The 17321-nt window shown below is 45.9% G+C and carries 13 protein-coding genes; 12 read left to right on the top strand and 1 reads right to left on the bottom strand.

Annotated features, from left to right (window positions below):
* Window positions 1–105: 105 nt before the first annotated feature.
* Window positions 106–552 carry a thiol-disulfide oxidoreductase DCC family protein gene (locus ACTHQF_RS14170; protein ID WP_440431087.1) on the bottom strand — a complete coding sequence of 149 codons (447 nt, stop codon included), beginning with the start codon at window positions 550–552 and terminating at the stop codon, window positions 106–108.
* Window positions 553–585: 33 nt separating this feature from the next.
* On the opposite strand from ACTHQF_RS14170, the gene pyrR reads away from it, so the two are divergent.
* The 12 genes from pyrR (at window position 586) to ACTHQF_RS14230 (ending at window position 17251) form a co-directional block, all read left to right on the top strand.
* Window positions 586–1134 (top strand): bifunctional pyr operon transcriptional regulator/uracil phosphoribosyltransferase PyrR, encoded by a 549-nt coding sequence (pyrR, locus tag ACTHQF_RS14175; RefSeq protein ID WP_440431089.1) that lies wholly within the window; start codon window positions 586–588, stop codon window positions 1132–1134.
* A gap of 3 nt (window positions 1135–1137) precedes the next feature.
* On the top strand, window positions 1138–2070 hold the full coding sequence (locus ACTHQF_RS14180) for an aspartate carbamoyltransferase catalytic subunit (protein WP_440431091.1): 933 nt from the start codon (window positions 1138–1140) through the stop codon (window positions 2068–2070).
* A 131-nt stretch (window positions 2071–2201) separates the two neighbouring features.
* Window positions 2202–5219 carry a tetratricopeptide repeat protein gene (locus ACTHQF_RS14185; RefSeq protein ID WP_440431093.1) on the top strand — a complete coding sequence of 1006 codons (3018 nt, stop codon included), beginning with the start codon at window positions 2202–2204 and terminating at the stop codon, window positions 5217–5219.
* An 11-nt stretch (window positions 5220–5230) separates the two neighbouring features.
* Window positions 5231–6940 carry a hypothetical protein gene (locus tag ACTHQF_RS14190; protein WP_440431095.1) on the top strand — a complete coding sequence of 570 codons (1710 nt, stop codon included), beginning with the start codon at window positions 5231–5233 and terminating at the stop codon, window positions 6938–6940.
* A 53-nt stretch (window positions 6941–6993) separates the two neighbouring features.
* Window positions 6994–8265, top strand: coding sequence for a hypothetical protein (locus ACTHQF_RS14195; protein WP_440431097.1), 1272 nt, complete (start codon window positions 6994–6996; stop codon window positions 8263–8265).
* A 1-nt stretch (window position 8266) separates the two neighbouring features.
* Entirely contained in the window at window positions 8267–8977 is a 711-nt protein-coding gene (locus ACTHQF_RS14200) for a MotA/TolQ/ExbB proton channel family protein (protein ID WP_440431098.1), read from the top strand.
* Window positions 8977–9378, top strand: coding sequence for an ExbD/TolR family protein (locus ACTHQF_RS14205; protein WP_440431100.1), 402 nt, complete (start codon window positions 8977–8979; stop codon window positions 9376–9378). The genes ACTHQF_RS14200 and ACTHQF_RS14205 overlap by 1 nt, the downstream gene beginning before the upstream one ends.
* Window positions 9378–10193 (top strand): energy transducer TonB, encoded by an 816-nt coding sequence (locus tag ACTHQF_RS14210; RefSeq protein ID WP_440431102.1) that lies wholly within the window; start codon window positions 9378–9380, stop codon window positions 10191–10193. The genes ACTHQF_RS14205 and ACTHQF_RS14210 overlap by 1 nt, the downstream gene beginning before the upstream one ends.
* Before the next feature lie 27 nt (window positions 10194–10220).
* Complete coding sequence (locus ACTHQF_RS14215; RefSeq protein WP_440431104.1) at window positions 10221–11507, top strand: bifunctional folylpolyglutamate synthase/dihydrofolate synthase; 1287 nt, start codon at window positions 10221–10223, stop codon at window positions 11505–11507.
* Between the two features lie 67 nt (window positions 11508–11574).
* Window positions 11575–13245 (top strand): alkaline phosphatase PafA, encoded by a 1671-nt coding sequence (pafA, locus tag ACTHQF_RS14220; protein ID WP_440431106.1) that lies wholly within the window; start codon window positions 11575–11577, stop codon window positions 13243–13245.
* Window positions 13246–13349: 104 nt separating this feature from the next.
* Window positions 13350–16730 carry a methylmalonyl-CoA mutase family protein gene (locus tag ACTHQF_RS14225; RefSeq protein WP_440431108.1) on the top strand — a complete coding sequence of 1127 codons (3381 nt, stop codon included), beginning with the start codon at window positions 13350–13352 and terminating at the stop codon, window positions 16728–16730.
* A gap of 56 nt (window positions 16731–16786) precedes the next feature.
* Complete coding sequence (locus ACTHQF_RS14230; RefSeq protein ID WP_440431109.1) at window positions 16787–17251, top strand: hypothetical protein; 465 nt, start codon at window positions 16787–16789, stop codon at window positions 17249–17251.
* Window positions 17252–17321 lie beyond the last annotated feature (70 nt).

Genomic DNA, 17321 nt, shown 5'->3' on the forward strand with positions numbered 1-17321 from the left:
CCCGGCCTTGAGCCGCCCTCGAAGCGGGGTTGACTCGCCCCTGGCCGGATCAAGGGCGCTTAGACCCCGCTTATACCGGGGTTCAACAGGTCGTCAGGAAGCATTTCAGAGGAATCTTTCCTGCAGCTCCGGTGCCGGGATCATGCAGCTGTCCTGCTTACCCCATACCCGGTAACGGTTCCTTGCCACCAGGTCATAGAGAAAGTCCCGAATAAATGCAGGTACTATAATGAAGACGTACAATAATCGCCAGGCACCACTGAGCCGTTTCGCTATACGCAGCGCAGCAGTGGAGCGGCTATAGACCCGTCCATCTTCGAGCAGCAGGATGCTGTTGGAAGCCGCTGCATTAACAGGCTGATCTGCGAGCAACTGGCGTGCTGCATCACTCTGAAGCGCCGCCAGCTTAAACACCGCTGCTTTGTCGTGCTTCAGGATAAACTGCACTGCGGCATTGCAGAGGTTACAAACACCATCGAAAAATATCACCGGATGTGCCATACGCAAATGTACTAAATGACCGATATTTGGGCAGCGCGCTTTGTGCTTCATCCAATTTTTTTATATTTGCGCAACCCTAAGTCCATGCAAAAAAGAACACTGCTAGACGGCCCTAAGTTTCAGATCACAATCAAAAGGTTGTGCCATCAGCTTATTGAGAACCACACCGACTTTTCAAATACCGTATTAATAGGCATCCAACCCCGGGGCAGTTATTTCGCCGACCGGGTACAACAGGAGCTTTCGACCATCCTACCGGACAGTAAAATTCTGAAAGGAAATCTGGATATCACCTTCTTTCGGGATGACTTCAGAAGGAAAGATGGCCTGGTGAATGCAAGTTCAAATACCATCAACTTCATTATTGAAGGCAAGAATGTGGTGCTGATCGATGATGTGCTCTGGACCGGACGTACCATCCGGGCGGCACTTGATGCCTTACTTGCTTTTGGACGGCCCGCGAAAGTGGAACTTATGGTGCTTATAGACCGCAGGTTTTCAAGGCATGTGCCTGTAGAAGCCGACTATACCGGTCAGCAGGTAGACAGCGTAGATTCTCAGCTTGTAAGGGTAACCTGGAAAGAGACAGACGGAGAGGACAAAGTAATTTTATTATCAGACAGAAACAAATAAGAAATGGCAGCAGACAGACTATCAACCCGGCATCTTTTAGGTATTAAAGATATTAACCGGAATGATATTGAACTCATTTTCGAAACTGCAGATAATTTTAAAGGGGTAATTAATCGCCCCATCAAGAAAGTGCCTTCGCTGCGTGACATTACCATCGCCAACATCTTTTTTGAAAACTCTACCCGAACCAAACTTTCCTTTGAACTTGCTGAGAAAAGGCTTTCTGCTGATGTATTGAACTTCGCAGCATCCTCTTCTTCCGTTAGCAAGGGCGAAACATTGATCGATACCGTAAACAACATCCTGGCCATGAAAGTGGACATGGTAGTAATGCGTCATCCTTATGCCGGTGCCGGCGTATTCCTGAGCAGGCACATTAACGCACAGATCGTCAACGCCGGTGATGGCGCCCATGAACACCCAACACAAGCGCTGCTTGATGCTTTCTCCATCCGCGAGAAACTGGGCGACGTTGCAGGCAAGAAGGTTGTGATTGTAGGTGACATCCTGCACTCCCGGGTGGCAATCTCCAATATCCTGTGCTTACAGATGCTGGGCGCAGAAGTAATGGTATGTGGACCAACGACCTTAATTCCAAGACACATCCACGAACTGGGTGTAAAAGTGGAACATAACCTGATGAAAGCTTTGAACTGGTGTGATGTGGCCAACATGTTGCGCATTCAGCTGGAAAGACAGGACATTAAATACTTCCCCTCTCAACGCGAGTACGCCATGATGTACGGCTTGAACAAACAAATTCTCGACAGCCTGGACAAAGAAATTATCGTAATGCACCCCGGACCTATCAACCGCGGTGTGGAAATTACCAGTGATGTAGCCGACAGTAAGCAGTCGATCATTCTTGATCAGGTGGAAAACGGTGTAGCAGTTCGTATGGCTGTACTGTATCTGCTTGCTGCTCAGCGTGATTAATAATTACCTGTTTTCTTGCAATACCATGAATTGCAACTTTGCCGTTTAACAAGTTATCAACATATGTTTATTACAAATGTTAACAAACTTATTAGATATAACTATATTCGCAGCAACCATATTTGACCCCAATGCAGAAGAAATACCTCTTTATTCCGCTATTACTGGCTGGAAACCTTTCCGCCGGATATGCGCAAATCAGTAATATAGTAAACCTCAATAAAAATTACCAGACTGGCTTAGAGCTGCTTAATAACGAGAAATACGTTGCTGCCGCCCAACAATTCAGGTTGGTTGAACAGATCAGGCAGAAACCTGGTACCCAACAGGAAAGCAATGCGGAGCTCTCCCTGCTTCGTGAAAATGCCAAGTTTTATGCTGCCGTTTGTGCACTGGAGCTGGGCAATGGCGATGCAGAAGCCTTGTTCCAGAATTTCATTAAGGACTACCCTTTGAATCCGAACACGAAGCTTGCCTACTTCCATGTTGGTAAGTCTTATTTCGATCAGAAGGAATATCAAAAAGCATTGGAATGGTTTGAGAAGACCGATCCTTCAACGCTTTCTGCGAAACAGCGATTGGAGTACCAGTTTAAACAGGGATACGCTTACTTCCAGCTGAACGACATTGAACGTGCAGAGCCACTTTTTGAAGCTGTTAAGAAAGAGGATTCTCCTTTTCAGGAAAGTGCGACCTATTATTTTGCGTACATCAACTACCTGAATAAGGAATATAAAACCGCACTCGCCAACTTTGAAAAACTAAGGGGCTCGCCAACGTATGAGTCCAGTTACCCATACTACATTACCTCCATGTATTATCTTGATGAAAGATATGATGATGTAATTTCTTATGCAGTTCCAATTCTGAAGTCGACCAAGCAGGAATATGAAACAGAGATGCTGAGCTTAATCGCGGCATCGTATTTCGCTAAAAATGACTACAAGAACGCAGAGATCTACTTCCGTGATTTCTATGCGAAAAATACCAATGGCGTTCAGAACAACTTGTTCATCTATCAGTATGGCTACACGCTTTACAAACTAAAGAAAAGTAAGGAAGCGATCTCGGTGCTGGAGAAGCTTACCAAAGATGATGTTTACCTGCAGAATGGTATGTACACCCTTGGTCAGCTGTTTATTGAACAAGGCAACAAAGAAAAAGCGAGAAGTGCTTTCTTCAGGGCTTCGCGACTGGAGTTTGACAAAGTGGTACAGGAAGATGCCTGGCTAAATTATGCCAAGTTGAGTTATGAGCTGACTTTTAACTCTCAGGCGATGGAATCCACGCAAAGCTTCCTGAAACAGTTTCCAAAATCAAGACGCATCAATGAGGCTAAGACCTTGCTTGGTGAAATCCTGCTAAGTAGCAAGAACTATCAGGCTGCAATAGATATCCTGGAACCTATTCCTAACAAAACACAGGAAGCCAGGGAAGCTTACCAGAAAGTTACCTATTTCAGAGGTCTGGAGTTTTACAACGAACGTGCATTTCCAAATGCCTTATCGATGTTCTTAAGGTCGCAGAACTTTAATGAAGATCCGGAGATCACCGCTTTAACGGCATACTGGATGGCAGAAGCGGGTTATGAGCTTCGGAAGTTCGGTGAATCGGTAAGAAACTTTGAAAAGTTCCTTGGGATGCCTGCAGCGAGTAAGACCAAAGTGTACAACTACGCGAATTACGCGCTTGCTTATGCGGCATTTGAAGATGAAAAATACAGCAAAGCAGCTACCTACTTCGAACGTTTCCTGAATGGTAATGATAAGGATCCGAAAACGGTGAATGATGCCAGGATCAGATTGGCTGATGCTTATTTTGTAAGTAAAAGCTATGAAAATGCATTGGCAAACTACAACCGTATTATCGCTGAGAAGAACACCGGTGAAGATTACGCCTTGTTTCAGCGTGGTATGATCCAGGGTTTACAAGGCCAGGATGATGCTAAAATTGCAACGATGCAGAGTTTGCTTACGCAATTTCCAGGGTCGAACTATGCAGATGATGCCGGATTCGAAATGGCTTACACCTATTTTAACAAAGGTGAGCTGGATAAATCCAAGAACGACTTAACTGCTTTAATCAGCAAATATCCAAACAGCAGTTATATTCCACGAGCATTAGTGACCATTGGATTGGTTCAATACAACCAAAATCAGGATCAGGCTGCCGCGGAGACTTTCAAGAAGGTCATCAATGAATATGGCAGTACGGAAGAAGCAAAACAATCCTTAGAATCAATCAAGAACATCTATATCGACAAAGGTGATTCACAGGGTTTTATAGACTATGCAGCGACCACGCCAATTGGAAATTACACCGTTGCAGAACAGGATAACATCGCATTCCAGGCGGCAAACGTTAGATACCTGAAAGGTGATGCACAAGGAACTGTTGAGGCTGTAAATGCTTACTTTGATAAGTTCCCTAAACCAATCCACGATAAAGAAGGACGCTTTATCCGCGCCGAGTCCCTTGTGAAGATCGGCAGAAGTGCAGATGCTATTCCGGATTATGAATACATCCTGAACGACTGGACCAGCGATTACACGGAGCGTTCTTTAATTAGTATTTCTGAGTTGTACCTGAAAGAGAAAAAATACAACGAGGCAATCGTTTATTTGAAACGACTTGAAACAACCGCAGATTACAAAGCACATTATACCTACGCCATCAACAATCTGCTTAAAGCATACAGTGCTTTGAACATGCCAGATGATATCGTGAAATATGTACAGCTGATCAAGGAATCTGATAAGTCTTCTGAAGAAGAGAAAAACAGTGCAGACCTGTATGCAGGAAAGGCTTATTTAGCAAAAGCGGATACCACTTCGGCTGTAAAAGCATTCAGCAACGTGGTAGCCAAAACCAAGACCATTGCTGCCGCAGAATCTAAATACAACCTGGCAGCGATTCAATATGCCAAAGGTGACTACAAGACTTCATTGAAGACTTGCTTTGACCTGATCAACAACATGCCATCGTACGACTACTGGGTTGCAAAATCCTTCCTTTTACTTGCCGACAACTATGTGGCAACGAAAGACAACCTGCAGGCAAAAAGTACCCTGTTAAGTTTGATCGACAACTATGAGGGTGACGATGAGATTGTACCTACGGCAAAAGAGAAATTGGCAAAAATTAAATAAGCACAGCGAAGATGAAATTCAACAAATTTATATATACAACCCTTGTTCTAGTTGGTTCTGCCGGCTTGGCTGCTCAAGCTCAGGACGTAAAGAAAACGGAGAATACCGAGAAAACAGACGATAAGACCATAGCAGAGGAAATTGAAGTTGTAAGACCTTATAAGCCCATCCTGGCGGAAGCTGTTAAACTAAGAAGAAGCCCGGATTTGAATGATGTAGTGGATTATAAAGCTAAGTTCAACTATTCACTAACGGATAAAAAGCTGGAGTTAAACTCCGACATCAATAAACTGCAGGCACAACAGCTTGCAGCCGCTCGAGAAGAAGAGCTCATCAACAATTATGCAAAAGGCGGCTTTGGCAGTGCAACCACCACCCTACTGGAAGCGTACATTAACACCGGCAAGGATGAAGCTTTGCAGGCAGGTGGTTACTTCAGGCATTTCGGTCAGGAAGGTAAACTACCAGGACAGAAATTCAACCAGCAGGAACTTAGCGTATTTGGAAGAAGTATCACGGACCTTGCAACGTTTAGTGGCCGTGTAAACTATCAGCGCAATGGTCTTCGTTTCTACGGACAAGATCCTTCACAACCGGACTTCAACCTTGATCCTGCAAAGCAGGCTTTTAACTTTATCGAGGCAGAAGGTGAAGTGGTAAATCGCTACAGCACGGATGAGAATGCTTTAAGTTATGCGGCTAAAATCAATGGCTACCTTTGGGGTGATAAATATGACGCCAGGGAAAATGCGATCACCATTAATGGTTACCTGAATAAACGTATTCAAAGCTTCAACCTTGGGCTTGCCGCAGGACTTGATTTTGGATCGACCAAAAGTATAACGACTAAGATTTCGAACAACCTTTTACGTTTAAACCCATACATCCGTTTACAGGCGAGTGGCGTTAAAATCAATGCGGGGATTAACTTCGTACAGGAATTTGGCGAATTCTCTACCACCAGGATTTTCCCTTTGGTTACGGCAGATTTCACACTGGTACCAGATTACCTGCAGATCTTTGGAGAACTTAAAGGTGACGTAAACCGTAACAGCATGAAAGCTTTTACCGATGAAAATCCCTTCCTGAACAGCGATATCCGTATTCAGAATACTATTGAGAAAATGAGTATCACTGCTGGAATTAAGGGAACAGGTGGTCCTGGTTTCGGTTACAAGATCAAAGCATACCACAAGAAGATCACCGATATGCCATTGTATGTAAACAACTTTGGCGCAGTAAACAGATTTGACGTGATCTACGATTTTGGCAACATGAAGCTGACCGGGATCAACGGTGAGATTACCGTACAAGTGAGCGATGCCTTACGTTGGACCGGTGGCTTAACGATGGAACAGTACAAACCTGCTTCAGAAAGTGAAAGCTGGTTTAAGCCTCAGGCACGTTTAAGCTCTAACTTGCTGTTGAACGTCAATGAACAGCTAAGCTTTAACGCAGCCGTTTATATGCAGGGAGAAACCAAGGCCAAGGTTTATACCGCACAGCCAGTTCTTCCATACTCGGTTCCTGATCCTTCCATTGAGAACATCGTAACCATGAAAGGTTTTGTAGATCTTGGTCTGGGTGCCGACTATAAGATCAATAAGCAATTTGGTGCTTTCCTGAAGGTTAATAACCTGATGAATTCGAACAACCGCCGCTTTTTGTACTATGACAACATTGGTCTGAACGTATTTGGAGGTATCACCTACTCATTCTAGTGCATTTCGCTTATTAATTGCTTACTATAGAATTATAATTTATTTTTACCCCGATGGAGATAGTAAAGTACGTAGCTGAGTTAATTCAGTTTCATAAAGAAGTCGGAATTGATGGCTTTGGAACCATTTATAAAAAGAAATCTCCAGGCAGATACGACAGCGTTAGCCGCTCTTTTCTGCCTCCCGGATCTACTACAGCTTTTAAAAAGGAAATCAGTGACTCCAGTTTGTTAATCAACGAGCTGGTGGCCAAAGAAAACGTAAGCCGGGAGGTTGCAGCAGATGCAATCAGCCGGTTTGCCATACTGCTGAGCCAGCAGCTGGCCGATCAGGGTTATGCGGACTTTGGACCTATCGGGGTGCTTCGCCAGGTGAACGGACAAACCGTACTGGAACAGCATGCAGACTTTAAACCAGGCCGCGAGTTCTTCGGTTTGCCAAAGATTGAAGAGCCTGTAGCGCAGGAACCAGTGGCTCAGGAGCCTCTAAAGCAGGAGCCAGAGGTTAAACAACCTGAAGAAGCTGTTACTGTTATTCCGGTTACGCCTGTTATTCCGGTAACCATTCCAGTAAGCACGGTTGTGGAGGAAGAAGCACCTGCAAAGGAACAAGCGCAGGAACCTGTTGCAGAACCTATGACCAAACAGGAAGCCATCGTTACGGAGAATTTACTGGAAGAGGAAAATCCAGGCAAGGAAACCAATGAAGAGATCCTGAACGAAATCAGGCGCCCGATCATTGAGAACCGCATCAACTATACCATTAAAGAAGAACCGCCTGCTGAAAGCGGCTCCTTGCTTACCAAGGTTGCGGTGATATTGCTGGCGATTTTGTTGCTCAGCGTTGCCGCCTATTACCTGTATCCAAGAATATCCAGCTCTTTTACGGAAGAACCTACTGTTCCGAACGCTACGGTGGAAAAGCTTAGGGCTGACAGCCTGGCGCGTATTGCAAGGGATCAAAGCATCGTAGACTCCACGGCACAGGCCGACAGCCTTGCTGCAGCGCGCTTGAAAATGGAAAAAGCGCCTTCAGTTGATAGCCTGAAAACGGTTCAACCGGTAGCCAAGGCTGCTGCAGATACCGTGGTTACCTATGAGGTTATTGGCGCTTCCGTTTTGAATGAAAAGGAAGCGAGCTGGTTTATCGAGACGATGAAAAGGAGCGGCATCAAAGCTAAAGTGGTTCATAACGCACCTGGTAAGAGACTAAAAATGAGTATCGCCACGTTAAAGGACGAGCAAAGCGCTAAAGAGGCACGCGATAGATTGGGTGAAAAATTGAAAATCAAAGGCTTATACATTTACAAAAACAAACCACAATAATATGATCACATTGCTACAAGGTACCGTAGACACAGCAACACAACTAACTGATACCACAAGCCTGACCAATCAGGTGGTTGCAACACCGCCTCAGGAGATACATTTCATTGACCTGCTATTTCAGGGTGGATGGGTAATGATCCCACTTGCATTGCTTGCATTTTTAGGATTGGTAATTTTTATTGAACGTTACATCACCATCAGAAATGCTTCCAAAAGTGAGGCGAACCTGATGCTGCAGATCAAACAATATATCCATGAAGGAAAGTTAGATCACGCCATAACAGTATGCAGAAATAATCGTTCTCCTTTAAGCAGAATGCTTGAAAAAGGGCTAAGAAGAATCGGTCGTCCGATTAAAGAGATTGAAGGTGCAATTGAGAACGTGGGTAAACTTGAGGTTTCCAAAATGGAGAAGAACATCAACATCCTTGGTATCGTTGCTGGTATTGCGCCGATGCTTGGATTCGTTGGAACGATCATCGGGGTAATCCAGATCTTCCATGATGTTTCCATCAAAGGAGCTATTGAGATTGGTACCATTTCAGGCGGTTTATACGTTAAGATGATCACTTCAGCCAGCGGTTTGGTGATCGGTATCGTAGCTTACGTGTTGTACCACATCCTGAACATGATGGTGGAACGTATTATCCTGCGTATGGAAACTGATTCCATCGAGTTTATTGACTTATTAGAAGAGCCAGGTAAATAATGAATTTACGTAAGAGAAATAAAGCCACGGTTGAAGTTCATACTTCTGCGCTGAATGACATCATGTTCTTCTTGCTGTTGTTCTTCCTGCTTGCTTCGGCGGTGGTTAACCCGCAAGTGGTGAAACTGCTGCTGCCAAGATCGGAGTCGGGCCAGCAGTCGAACGCACAAAAGACCATAACGGTGTCGATCAGTGAGAACCTGGAGTATTTTGTGGAGAAGAAGCAGGTTAATCTGGAGGGTTTACAGGCCGCAGTAGAAAGCTACCAACAGGCTTCGCCAGACTTAACCATCGTTTTATATGTAGCACGAGGTGTTTCTATTGAGAACACCATGCAGGTTTTTGATGTTGCAAATCAATTAAAGCTGAAAGTTGTTTTAGCTGTAGAACCTAAAAAATAATGATTTACCACGAGGAAGAAAATAATTACCCAAAAGCGCTGGCCATCTCTACCGGGATTATGGCGCTTTTCCTGGTATTAAGCTATTTCATAGCGATAGGGACCTTCGAGCCTCCGGTGGAAGCTGGAATGGGTGGTATTGTTGTAAACTACGGTACCTCTGTTGAAGGTATGGGTACGGACTATACGAGCCTTGAAGAGCCTTCAGCTGATCCTGATGCAAATAATGAACTCCCGGATAAGGTTGTTCCGGTACCGCAGGAGCCAACCAAGAGTGTGGTGGAATCCAGTGCAAAAGACATCCAGACACAATCTACGGAAGAAGCGGTTGCGGTAAATACCAAAAAATCAACCAGCACACAAGCGCCTACGGCTGCTGCTGAAGAAAAGCCTGCCACGCCAACCATCAACCAGAATGCCTTATACAAAGGCAAGAAGAGCACCGGAACCGGCAAAGGTGATGGTACTGGTAGTACGCCGGGTAATCAGGGAAGCATCAATGGCGACCCACTATCCAACAACTACGGCGAAGGTGGTTCAGGCTTCGGCGAAACGCCAATTGCATTAAGACGTTTTACCAACCTGGTAACGCCCCAGGATGATGGTCAGAAGACCGGCAAAATCGCTGTACGGATTTCCATTAACCGTGAAGGTATTGTCATCAACGCTGTTCCGGGAGTGAAAGGCACCACCTTGAACGACCGTGAGCTTTGGCAGAAGTGTAAAGAAGCGGTAATGGGTGCACGCCTTAATCAAAGTGAAAATGCACCGGACGTTCAGGTGGGCGTGGTGATATTTAATTTCAAGGTGAAATAGGCTTTTTGCTTCATCATTAATAATTTCATGAACTACTCAGAGACACTGGATTTCCTATACAGTAAACTTCCGATGTTTACCAGGATTGGAGAGGCAGCGCTTAAAAAAGATTTAACCAATACCCTTGCACTTTGTGAAAGTCTGGGGAACCCTCAGGATACTTTCAAAAGCATACATGTTGCTGGTACGAACGGCAAAGGTTCGACCTCACACATGCTTGCTGCAATTCTACAAAAAGCCGGCTATAAAACCGGCTTATACACCTCCCCTCACCTTAAAGATTTCCGCGAGCGTATCCGCATCAATGGGAAGATGGCGCCGAAAGCTTTCGTCACCGCCTTTGTAAAACAACAAATGAAGGTGATTGAACGCGTGCAGCCATCATTCTTTGAAGTTACTGTAGCCATGGCATTTTCATACTTCGCGATTGAAGAGGTTGACGTTGCGGTAGTTGAGGTTGGTTTGGGTGGCAGGCTCGACTCTACCAATATTATTCAGCCGGAACTATCGCTTATTACCAATATCAGTCTTGATCACATCAACATCCTTGGCGATACCCTTCCGAAGATCGCTTTTGAAAAGGCAGGGATCATTAAAGCTGGTGTGCCCGCGATTGTTGGTGAAGAAGCAGCGGAAACCAGGGCTGTATTTGTCGATAAAGCTGCTGAAGTGGGTACAAGCCTGCAGTTTGCATCACGCGAATACCAGGTTGAGGGCCTGTGCAGCAAAGACAATAGACTTGTGTTTTCCGTTCAGAAAAACGGGAAACTTCAGTATAAAGACCTTGCGCTGGATCTGAATGGCAGCTACCAGCAATACAACATCCCAGCAGTGCTCGCTGCCGTAGACCAGCTGAATGCCCGGGGCTTTAAAATTGAACCTGAGCATGTTTATGATGCTTTGTCGCAGGTCAAAAAGCTTACAGGCTTGCAAGGCAGGTGGCAGACTTTGAGTTTTAATCCACGGGTGATCTGTGATACGGGGCATAATGTGGGCGGAATCACCGAGGTGCTGAAGAATATCCAAGCGACGCCGCACGCGCGGTTACATTTCGTGATCGGCATGGTGAAAGATAAAGACATCTCCAAAATCCTTGGGCTGCTTCCAAAAGAAGCAAGCTATTATTTCAGCCAACCGAAACTGGAGCGTGCGCTTCCTGTTGCTGCTTTACAGGATCAGGCACAGGCACATGGGCTGCATGGCAGCGCGTTCCAAACAGTTACCGAAGCTTTAAGTGCGGCAAAACAGCATGCAGCTGCCGATGATCTTGTATTTGTTGGTGGAAGTACCTTTGTAGTCGCCGAAGTTTTATAAATTCTTTACATTCCATAGCTGTTATTAGGTCTGCATAGTTTATACCTTTAGGCATCCTAATTTATATATGATGAGAAAGGTATACCTGATATTAACCGCGCTGCTATTGCTTAATCCAGCAGTGTATGCGCAGAAAAAGCATGCTAGTGCCACAGGAAAGAAAACGGGCAGTACGGTAATCGAAAGACCGAAGTTAGTTGTCGGACTGGTCGTAGATCAAATGCGCTGGGATTATCTCTACAGGTATTATGACCGTTATACCAAGGGCGGATTCAAGAGACTGGTAAACGAAGGTTTCTCTGCCGAAAACACCATGATCCCTTATCTACCCACCTATACTGCATGTGGACATGCCTCCATCTACACCGGATCTGTGCCTGCAATTAACGGCATCATCGGAAATAACTGGTACGACCCGGAACTACAACGTGATGTTTATTGCGCAGAAGATAAGTCTGTAAAATCTGTAGGTACTACCTCAAATGCTGGTGAGATGTCGCCAAAGAACATGCTGACCACCACCATTGCGGATGAACTCAGGTTGGCGACCAATTTCAAAAGTAAAGTTATTGGTATCTCGATGAAAGATCGTGGCTCCATCCTACCGGCTGGCCATTCGGCAAATGCAGCGTACTGGTACGATGGCTCCAATGGAAATTTCATCACCAGCACCTACTATATGCAGCAGTTGCCTGCCTGGGTAGAAGCCTATAACAATGCGAAACACCAGAACAGGTTCTACGAAAAAAACTGGGAGACTTTATACCCGATAGAGACCTATACCCAGAGTACTTCAGATGATAATGCCTTTGAGGGCCGCTATAAAGGGGAAGCCAATTCTACCTTTCCGCATAAGCTAACAGACGCCATAAATAAAAACTACGACCTGGTAAGAAGTACACCTTTCGGTAATACGATGACCCTGGATATGGCAAAGCTGGCAATTGAACATGAGAAGCTGGGTCAGGCGGGTAACACAGACTTCCTTGCCGTGAGCTGTTCCTCAACAGATTACGTGGGCCACCAGTTTGGACCAAACTCAATCGAAGCAGAAGATACCTACCTGCGGTTGGACAAGGACTTAGAAGCTTTTTTCAATTACCTGGATAAAACGCTGGGTAAAGGAAATTACCTTTTCTTCCTTTCTGCCGATCATGGCGCAGCGCACGTTCCTAAATTCATGGAAGCAAACAAGTTACCAGCTGGCGTGGTTAGTAACCGGCAATTGGCTGCAGGCCTGAATAAACTATTGGAACAGGAGTTCAAAATTCAGAGAAGTGTTTTGACGGTGATGAACAATCAGGTAATCTTCAACAAACCCGAAATTGAGAAAGCTGAGCTGGACTTTGAAGATATGAAGAGAACCACCATCAAGTTCCTTAAGCAACAAACGGGTATTTTAAACGCCGTTGATATCACGGAACTGACTGAAGCCACTTTGCCGGCGCTGCTTAAAGAGCGTATCGCAAATGGCTACAATGCACGCCGCAGTGGCGACATCTACTTCATTTTAAACCCAAACTGGTTTGACGGTGGAAGCACTGGAACCACACACGGCTCATGGAATCCGTATGATGCGCATATCCCGGCGGTATTCATGGGTTGGAAGGTTAAACCAGGCAAGACAAACAAACCTCATCATATGACGGATATTGCACCTACCATTGCAGCAATGCTGCAAATTCAGATGCCAAATGGCACGGTGGGGCAGGCAATTACTGAACTTACAGACCATTAGTCTCTTCAGAAAACGATAAGGTAAATATCGCATCAAGCATAAAGCCGCAGAATCTGCGGCTTTATTTTTTTATTAACTTTACTGGCCAAATATAAATCTCCTTTATGGAACAAACTCAAATTTATAAACCACAAAATAAGATACGCTTTGTAACTGCAGCTGCTTTATTCGACGGGCACGATGCGACGATCAACATCATGCGCCGCATACTGCAGTCCTCTGGAGCCGAAGTGATTCACCTTGGTCACAACCGCTCCGTAGATGAAGTTGTTAACTGCGCCATCCAGGAAGATGTCCAGGGTATTGCCATGACCTCCTACCAGGGTGGACACCTTGAATACTTCAAATACATGTATGATCTTTTGCAGGAACGCGGTGCCACACACATCAAGATCTTTGGCGGCGGCGGCGGTGTGATCCTGCCCCAGGAGATTGCTGAACTGGAGCAATATGGAATTACCAAGATTTATTCTCCAGATGATGGCCGTAAAATGGGCCTGCAGGGAATGATCAACCACATGCTCCAGGAAACGGACTTTGTCACTGCAAAAACGATCTCTAACGAACTGCAGGGCGTACAAAGCAAAGATGTGAAAAGCATCGCCACAGCAATTACCATTGCCGAGAATGACCCTGAAGCCACACAAGCCTTCGTGGATGAACTTAAAAAGCTAAGTGCCGCTAAACAAGCACCTGTGTTGGGCATTACCGGTACGGGTGGCTCCGGTAAATCATCGCTGGTAGATGAGCTGGTGAGAAGATTCCTGCTGGAAGTAAAAGATAAAACCATCGCCATCATCTCTGTCGACCCTTCCAAGAGAAAGACTGGCGGCGCATTGCTGGGCGACCGGATTCGCATGAATGCGATTAACAACCCACGCGTATACATGCGTTCTCTTGCAACCCGGCAGGCAAACCTGGCGCTTTCCAGAAATGTTCAGGAGAGCATTGACATTTGTAAAGCTGCTGGTTATGACCTGATCATCGTGGAAACCTCCGGAATTGGGCAGTCAGATACGGAGATCACAGAACACTGCGATGTGTCCTTGTATGTGATGACACCGGAGTTTGGTGCGGCGACGCAGCTGGAAAAAATTGACATGCTGGACTTCGCAGACTTAGTCGCAATCAACAAGTTCGATAAAAGAGGCGCATTGGATGCTTTGCGCGATGTTCGTAAGCAATACAAACGTAACCACAACCTCTTTGATGCAGCGGATGAAAGCATCCCGGTGTTTGGCACGATGGCCTCGCAGTACAATGATCCAGGCATGAACAACCTGTTCAGCGCACTCATGGAGAAGATCAAATCCGTCACCGGAATAGATTACGAAGCTCAGAACCTGACGACCTCCGCACAGTCGGAGAAGATTTACATCATCCCACCAGACCGTACCCGTTACCTGGCGGAGATTGCCGAAGCCAGTGCCGCATACAATGAATGGGTACAACAGCAGAGCGACATCGCCAGAAAACTGTACCAGTTAAAAGGGGTAATGGATCTATCTGCCGAAGACATGCCCGCAGGCAGTGACAATCTGAGTGCGGGGCTACAGGACGTCTACAACCACCTGGAAGAACAACTTGATGGCAGCTGCAAAAGGTTGCTTCGCGAATGGCCGGAGATGCAGCTGCAGTATAAGCAGGATGACTTCATCTACAAAGTTCGTGATAAAGAGATCAAACAGCCGCTGTTTTACACCTCGCTTTCAAACATCAAAGTACCGAAGGTTTCCTTACCAAGGTACAACGACTGGGGAGATATACTGCGATGGTTACTTACCGAGAATGTACCTGGCGCATTCCCTTATGCGGCTGGCGTGTTCCCGTTGAAACGTGAGGGTGAAGACCCAACGCGTATGTTTGCCGGTGAAGGTGGTCCGGAGCGAACCAATAAGCGCTTCCACTACGTGTCTTTAGGTCAACCTGCACACCGCTTGTCCACAGCCTTCGACTCGGTTACCTTGTACGGGGAAGATCCGCATATCCGCCCGGATATCTACGGCAAGATCGGTAACTCGGGCGTAAGTATCGCGACGCTTGATGATGCGAAGAAGCTCTACTCCGGTTTCGACCTTTGTAAGGCCTCTACATCAGTATCCATGACCATCAATGGGCCTGCACCAATGTTGCTCGGCTTCTTCATGAATGCCGCAATTGATCAGCAATGCGAAAAATACATCAAAGAAAATGGCCTGGAAGCAGAAGTTGAAGCCAAAATCAAGGAGATCTATGCAGCCAAAAACATGCAACGCCCGGTTTACCAGGGTGAACTGCCTAAAGGTAATGACGGACTTGGACTGATGCTCCTTGGCGTTACCGGTGATCAGGTGTTGCCTGCAGATGTATATGCAAAGATTAAGGCTTACGCCATCAGCACTGTACGCGGTACGGTACAGGCGGATATTCTGAAAGAAGATCAGGCGCAGAACACCTGCATCTTTTCTACCGAATTCGCTTTAAGGATGATGGGCGATATTCAAAAGTACTTCATCGATGAGCAGGTGCGTAATTTCTATTCCGTCTCCATCTCTGGTTACCACATCGCCGAGGCCGGCGCAAACCCGATCTCACAGCTTGCCTTTACCTTGAGCAATGGCTTTACCTTCGTGGAATATTACCTGAGCCGTGGTATGCATATTGATGATTTTGCTCCAAACTTGTCCTTCTTCTTCTCTAATGGCACCGATCCGGAATATGCGGTGATTGGCCGGGTAGCAAGAAGGATCTGGGCTAAAGCCATCAAAAACAAATACAAGGGTAATGATCGCTCACAGAAGTTAAAGTACCACATCCAAACCTCAGGGCGGTCGCTGCATGCGCAGGAAATTGATTTCAACGATATCCGTACGACGCTACAAGCTTTGTATGCTATTTATGACAACTGTAATTCGCTGCATACCAATGCCTATGATGAAGCCATCACCACCCCTACCGAAGAATCTGTAAGAAGAGCGATGGCCATCCAGCTGATCATCAACCGGGAGCTTGGCCTCGCTAAAAACGAGAATCCATTACAAGGTGCATTCATCATAGAGGAATTAACAGACCTTGTTGAAGAAGCCGTGTTGATGGAATTCAAGCGGATCAACGACCGTGGCGGCGTGCTTGGCGCGATGGAAACCATGTATCAACGTGGTAAGATCCAGGAAGAAAGCCTGCATTATGAAACATTGAAACACAATGGCGACTACCCTATTGTGGGCGTAAATACCTTTCTGAACAAGAATGGCTCACCGACCATTGTACCCGCAGAAGTTATCCGTGCTACAGAATCGGAAAAGCAGTTCCAGATTGCCGCATTGGAAAACTTCCAGGCGCGTAATGCGGAACAGGCTGCAACGCTTCTTCGTGAACTACAACTTAGCGCCATTGCGGGAAAGAACATCTTCGAAGCGTTGATGGAAGTATGTAAATACTGCTCGCTAGGCCAGATCTCACATGCCCTCTATGAGGTCGGCGGACAGTACCGCAGAAATATGTAACACCATTATAACCATGCCTTTCATTCAAAAAGGCATGGTTATTGGTTTATAGGGGTATGAAGAAAATCATCTACCTATTACCTGTCGCACTATTCTTGAGTGCATTCTTTTACAGTTGCTCCCCAAAAACGTACACTACGGCCGCAGATACCGTAAACCTGAACAAGGAATACCGGGTGCTCTTGCGTGAGGTTGTTAACCTTCAGGGGGACATCAACAAGTTACGAAGCGATATTCCTGTTCTCGAGGCTAAAGCGCAAAAGGCGGAAGCGAAATCAAGGGAATCACTCGAAGAGAGCAGAAGACAGGCATCTACAGCCACCAGTGGCAATCTAAAGCAAATCCGAAAAGCAGAATCCAAAGCTGACGATGCACAGGATGACGCAGAAGATGCGAAAGAGGCAAACCAAAAGCTTGAAGATGCACAAAAGAAACTCGCTGATGCTCAAGCTGAGCTTGCCAAGAAGGAAAACCGGTTAAGAGATCTTGACAGGCAGAAACAAGCCATACAAACAAGTTAATTACTCCACTTACCTGAGGTTTTACAGGCTGGTTAAGCTTCCTCTGCCGCCCCAAATCGATATTCTGTTC

The sequence above is a fragment of the Pedobacter sp. SAFR-022 genome (genome assembly GCF_051965375.1).
Taxonomy (GTDB): Bacteria; Bacteroidota; Bacteroidia; order Sphingobacteriales; family Sphingobacteriaceae; genus Pedobacter.

Coding starts and splice junctions, on each gene's coding strand:
- pyrR (WP_440431089.1), top strand. CDS start 586: ATGCAAAAAAGAACACTGCTAGACGGCCCTAAGTTTCAGATCACAATC.
- ACTHQF_RS14215 (WP_440431104.1), top strand. CDS start 10,221: ATGAACTACTCAGAGACACTGGATTTCCTATACAGTAAACTTCCGATG.
- ACTHQF_RS14225 (WP_440431108.1), top strand. CDS start 13,350: ATGGAACAAACTCAAATTTATAAACCACAAAATAAGATACGCTTTGTA.
- ACTHQF_RS14230 (WP_440431109.1), top strand. CDS start 16,787: ATGAAGAAAATCATCTACCTATTACCTGTCGCACTATTCTTGAGTGCA.
- pafA (WP_440431106.1), top strand. CDS start 11,575: ATGATGAGAAAGGTATACCTGATATTAACCGCGCTGCTATTGCTTAAT.
- ACTHQF_RS14210 (WP_440431102.1), top strand. CDS start 9,378: ATGATTTACCACGAGGAAGAAAATAATTACCCAAAAGCGCTGGCCATC.
- ACTHQF_RS14205 (WP_440431100.1), top strand. CDS start 8,977: ATGAATTTACGTAAGAGAAATAAAGCCACGGTTGAAGTTCATACTTCT.
- ACTHQF_RS14180 (WP_440431091.1), top strand. CDS start 1,138: ATGGCAGCAGACAGACTATCAACCCGGCATCTTTTAGGTATTAAAGAT.
- ACTHQF_RS14190 (WP_440431095.1), top strand. CDS start 5,231: ATGAAATTCAACAAATTTATATATACAACCCTTGTTCTAGTTGGTTCT.
- ACTHQF_RS14200 (WP_440431098.1), top strand. CDS start 8,267: ATGATCACATTGCTACAAGGTACCGTAGACACAGCAACACAACTAACT.
- ACTHQF_RS14185 (WP_440431093.1), top strand. CDS start 2,202: ATGCAGAAGAAATACCTCTTTATTCCGCTATTACTGGCTGGAAACCTT.
- ACTHQF_RS14195 (WP_440431097.1), top strand. CDS start 6,994: ATGGAGATAGTAAAGTACGTAGCTGAGTTAATTCAGTTTCATAAAGAA.
- ACTHQF_RS14170 (WP_440431087.1), bottom strand. CDS start 552: ATGAAGCACAAAGCGCGCTGCCCAAATATCGGTCATTTAGTACATTTG.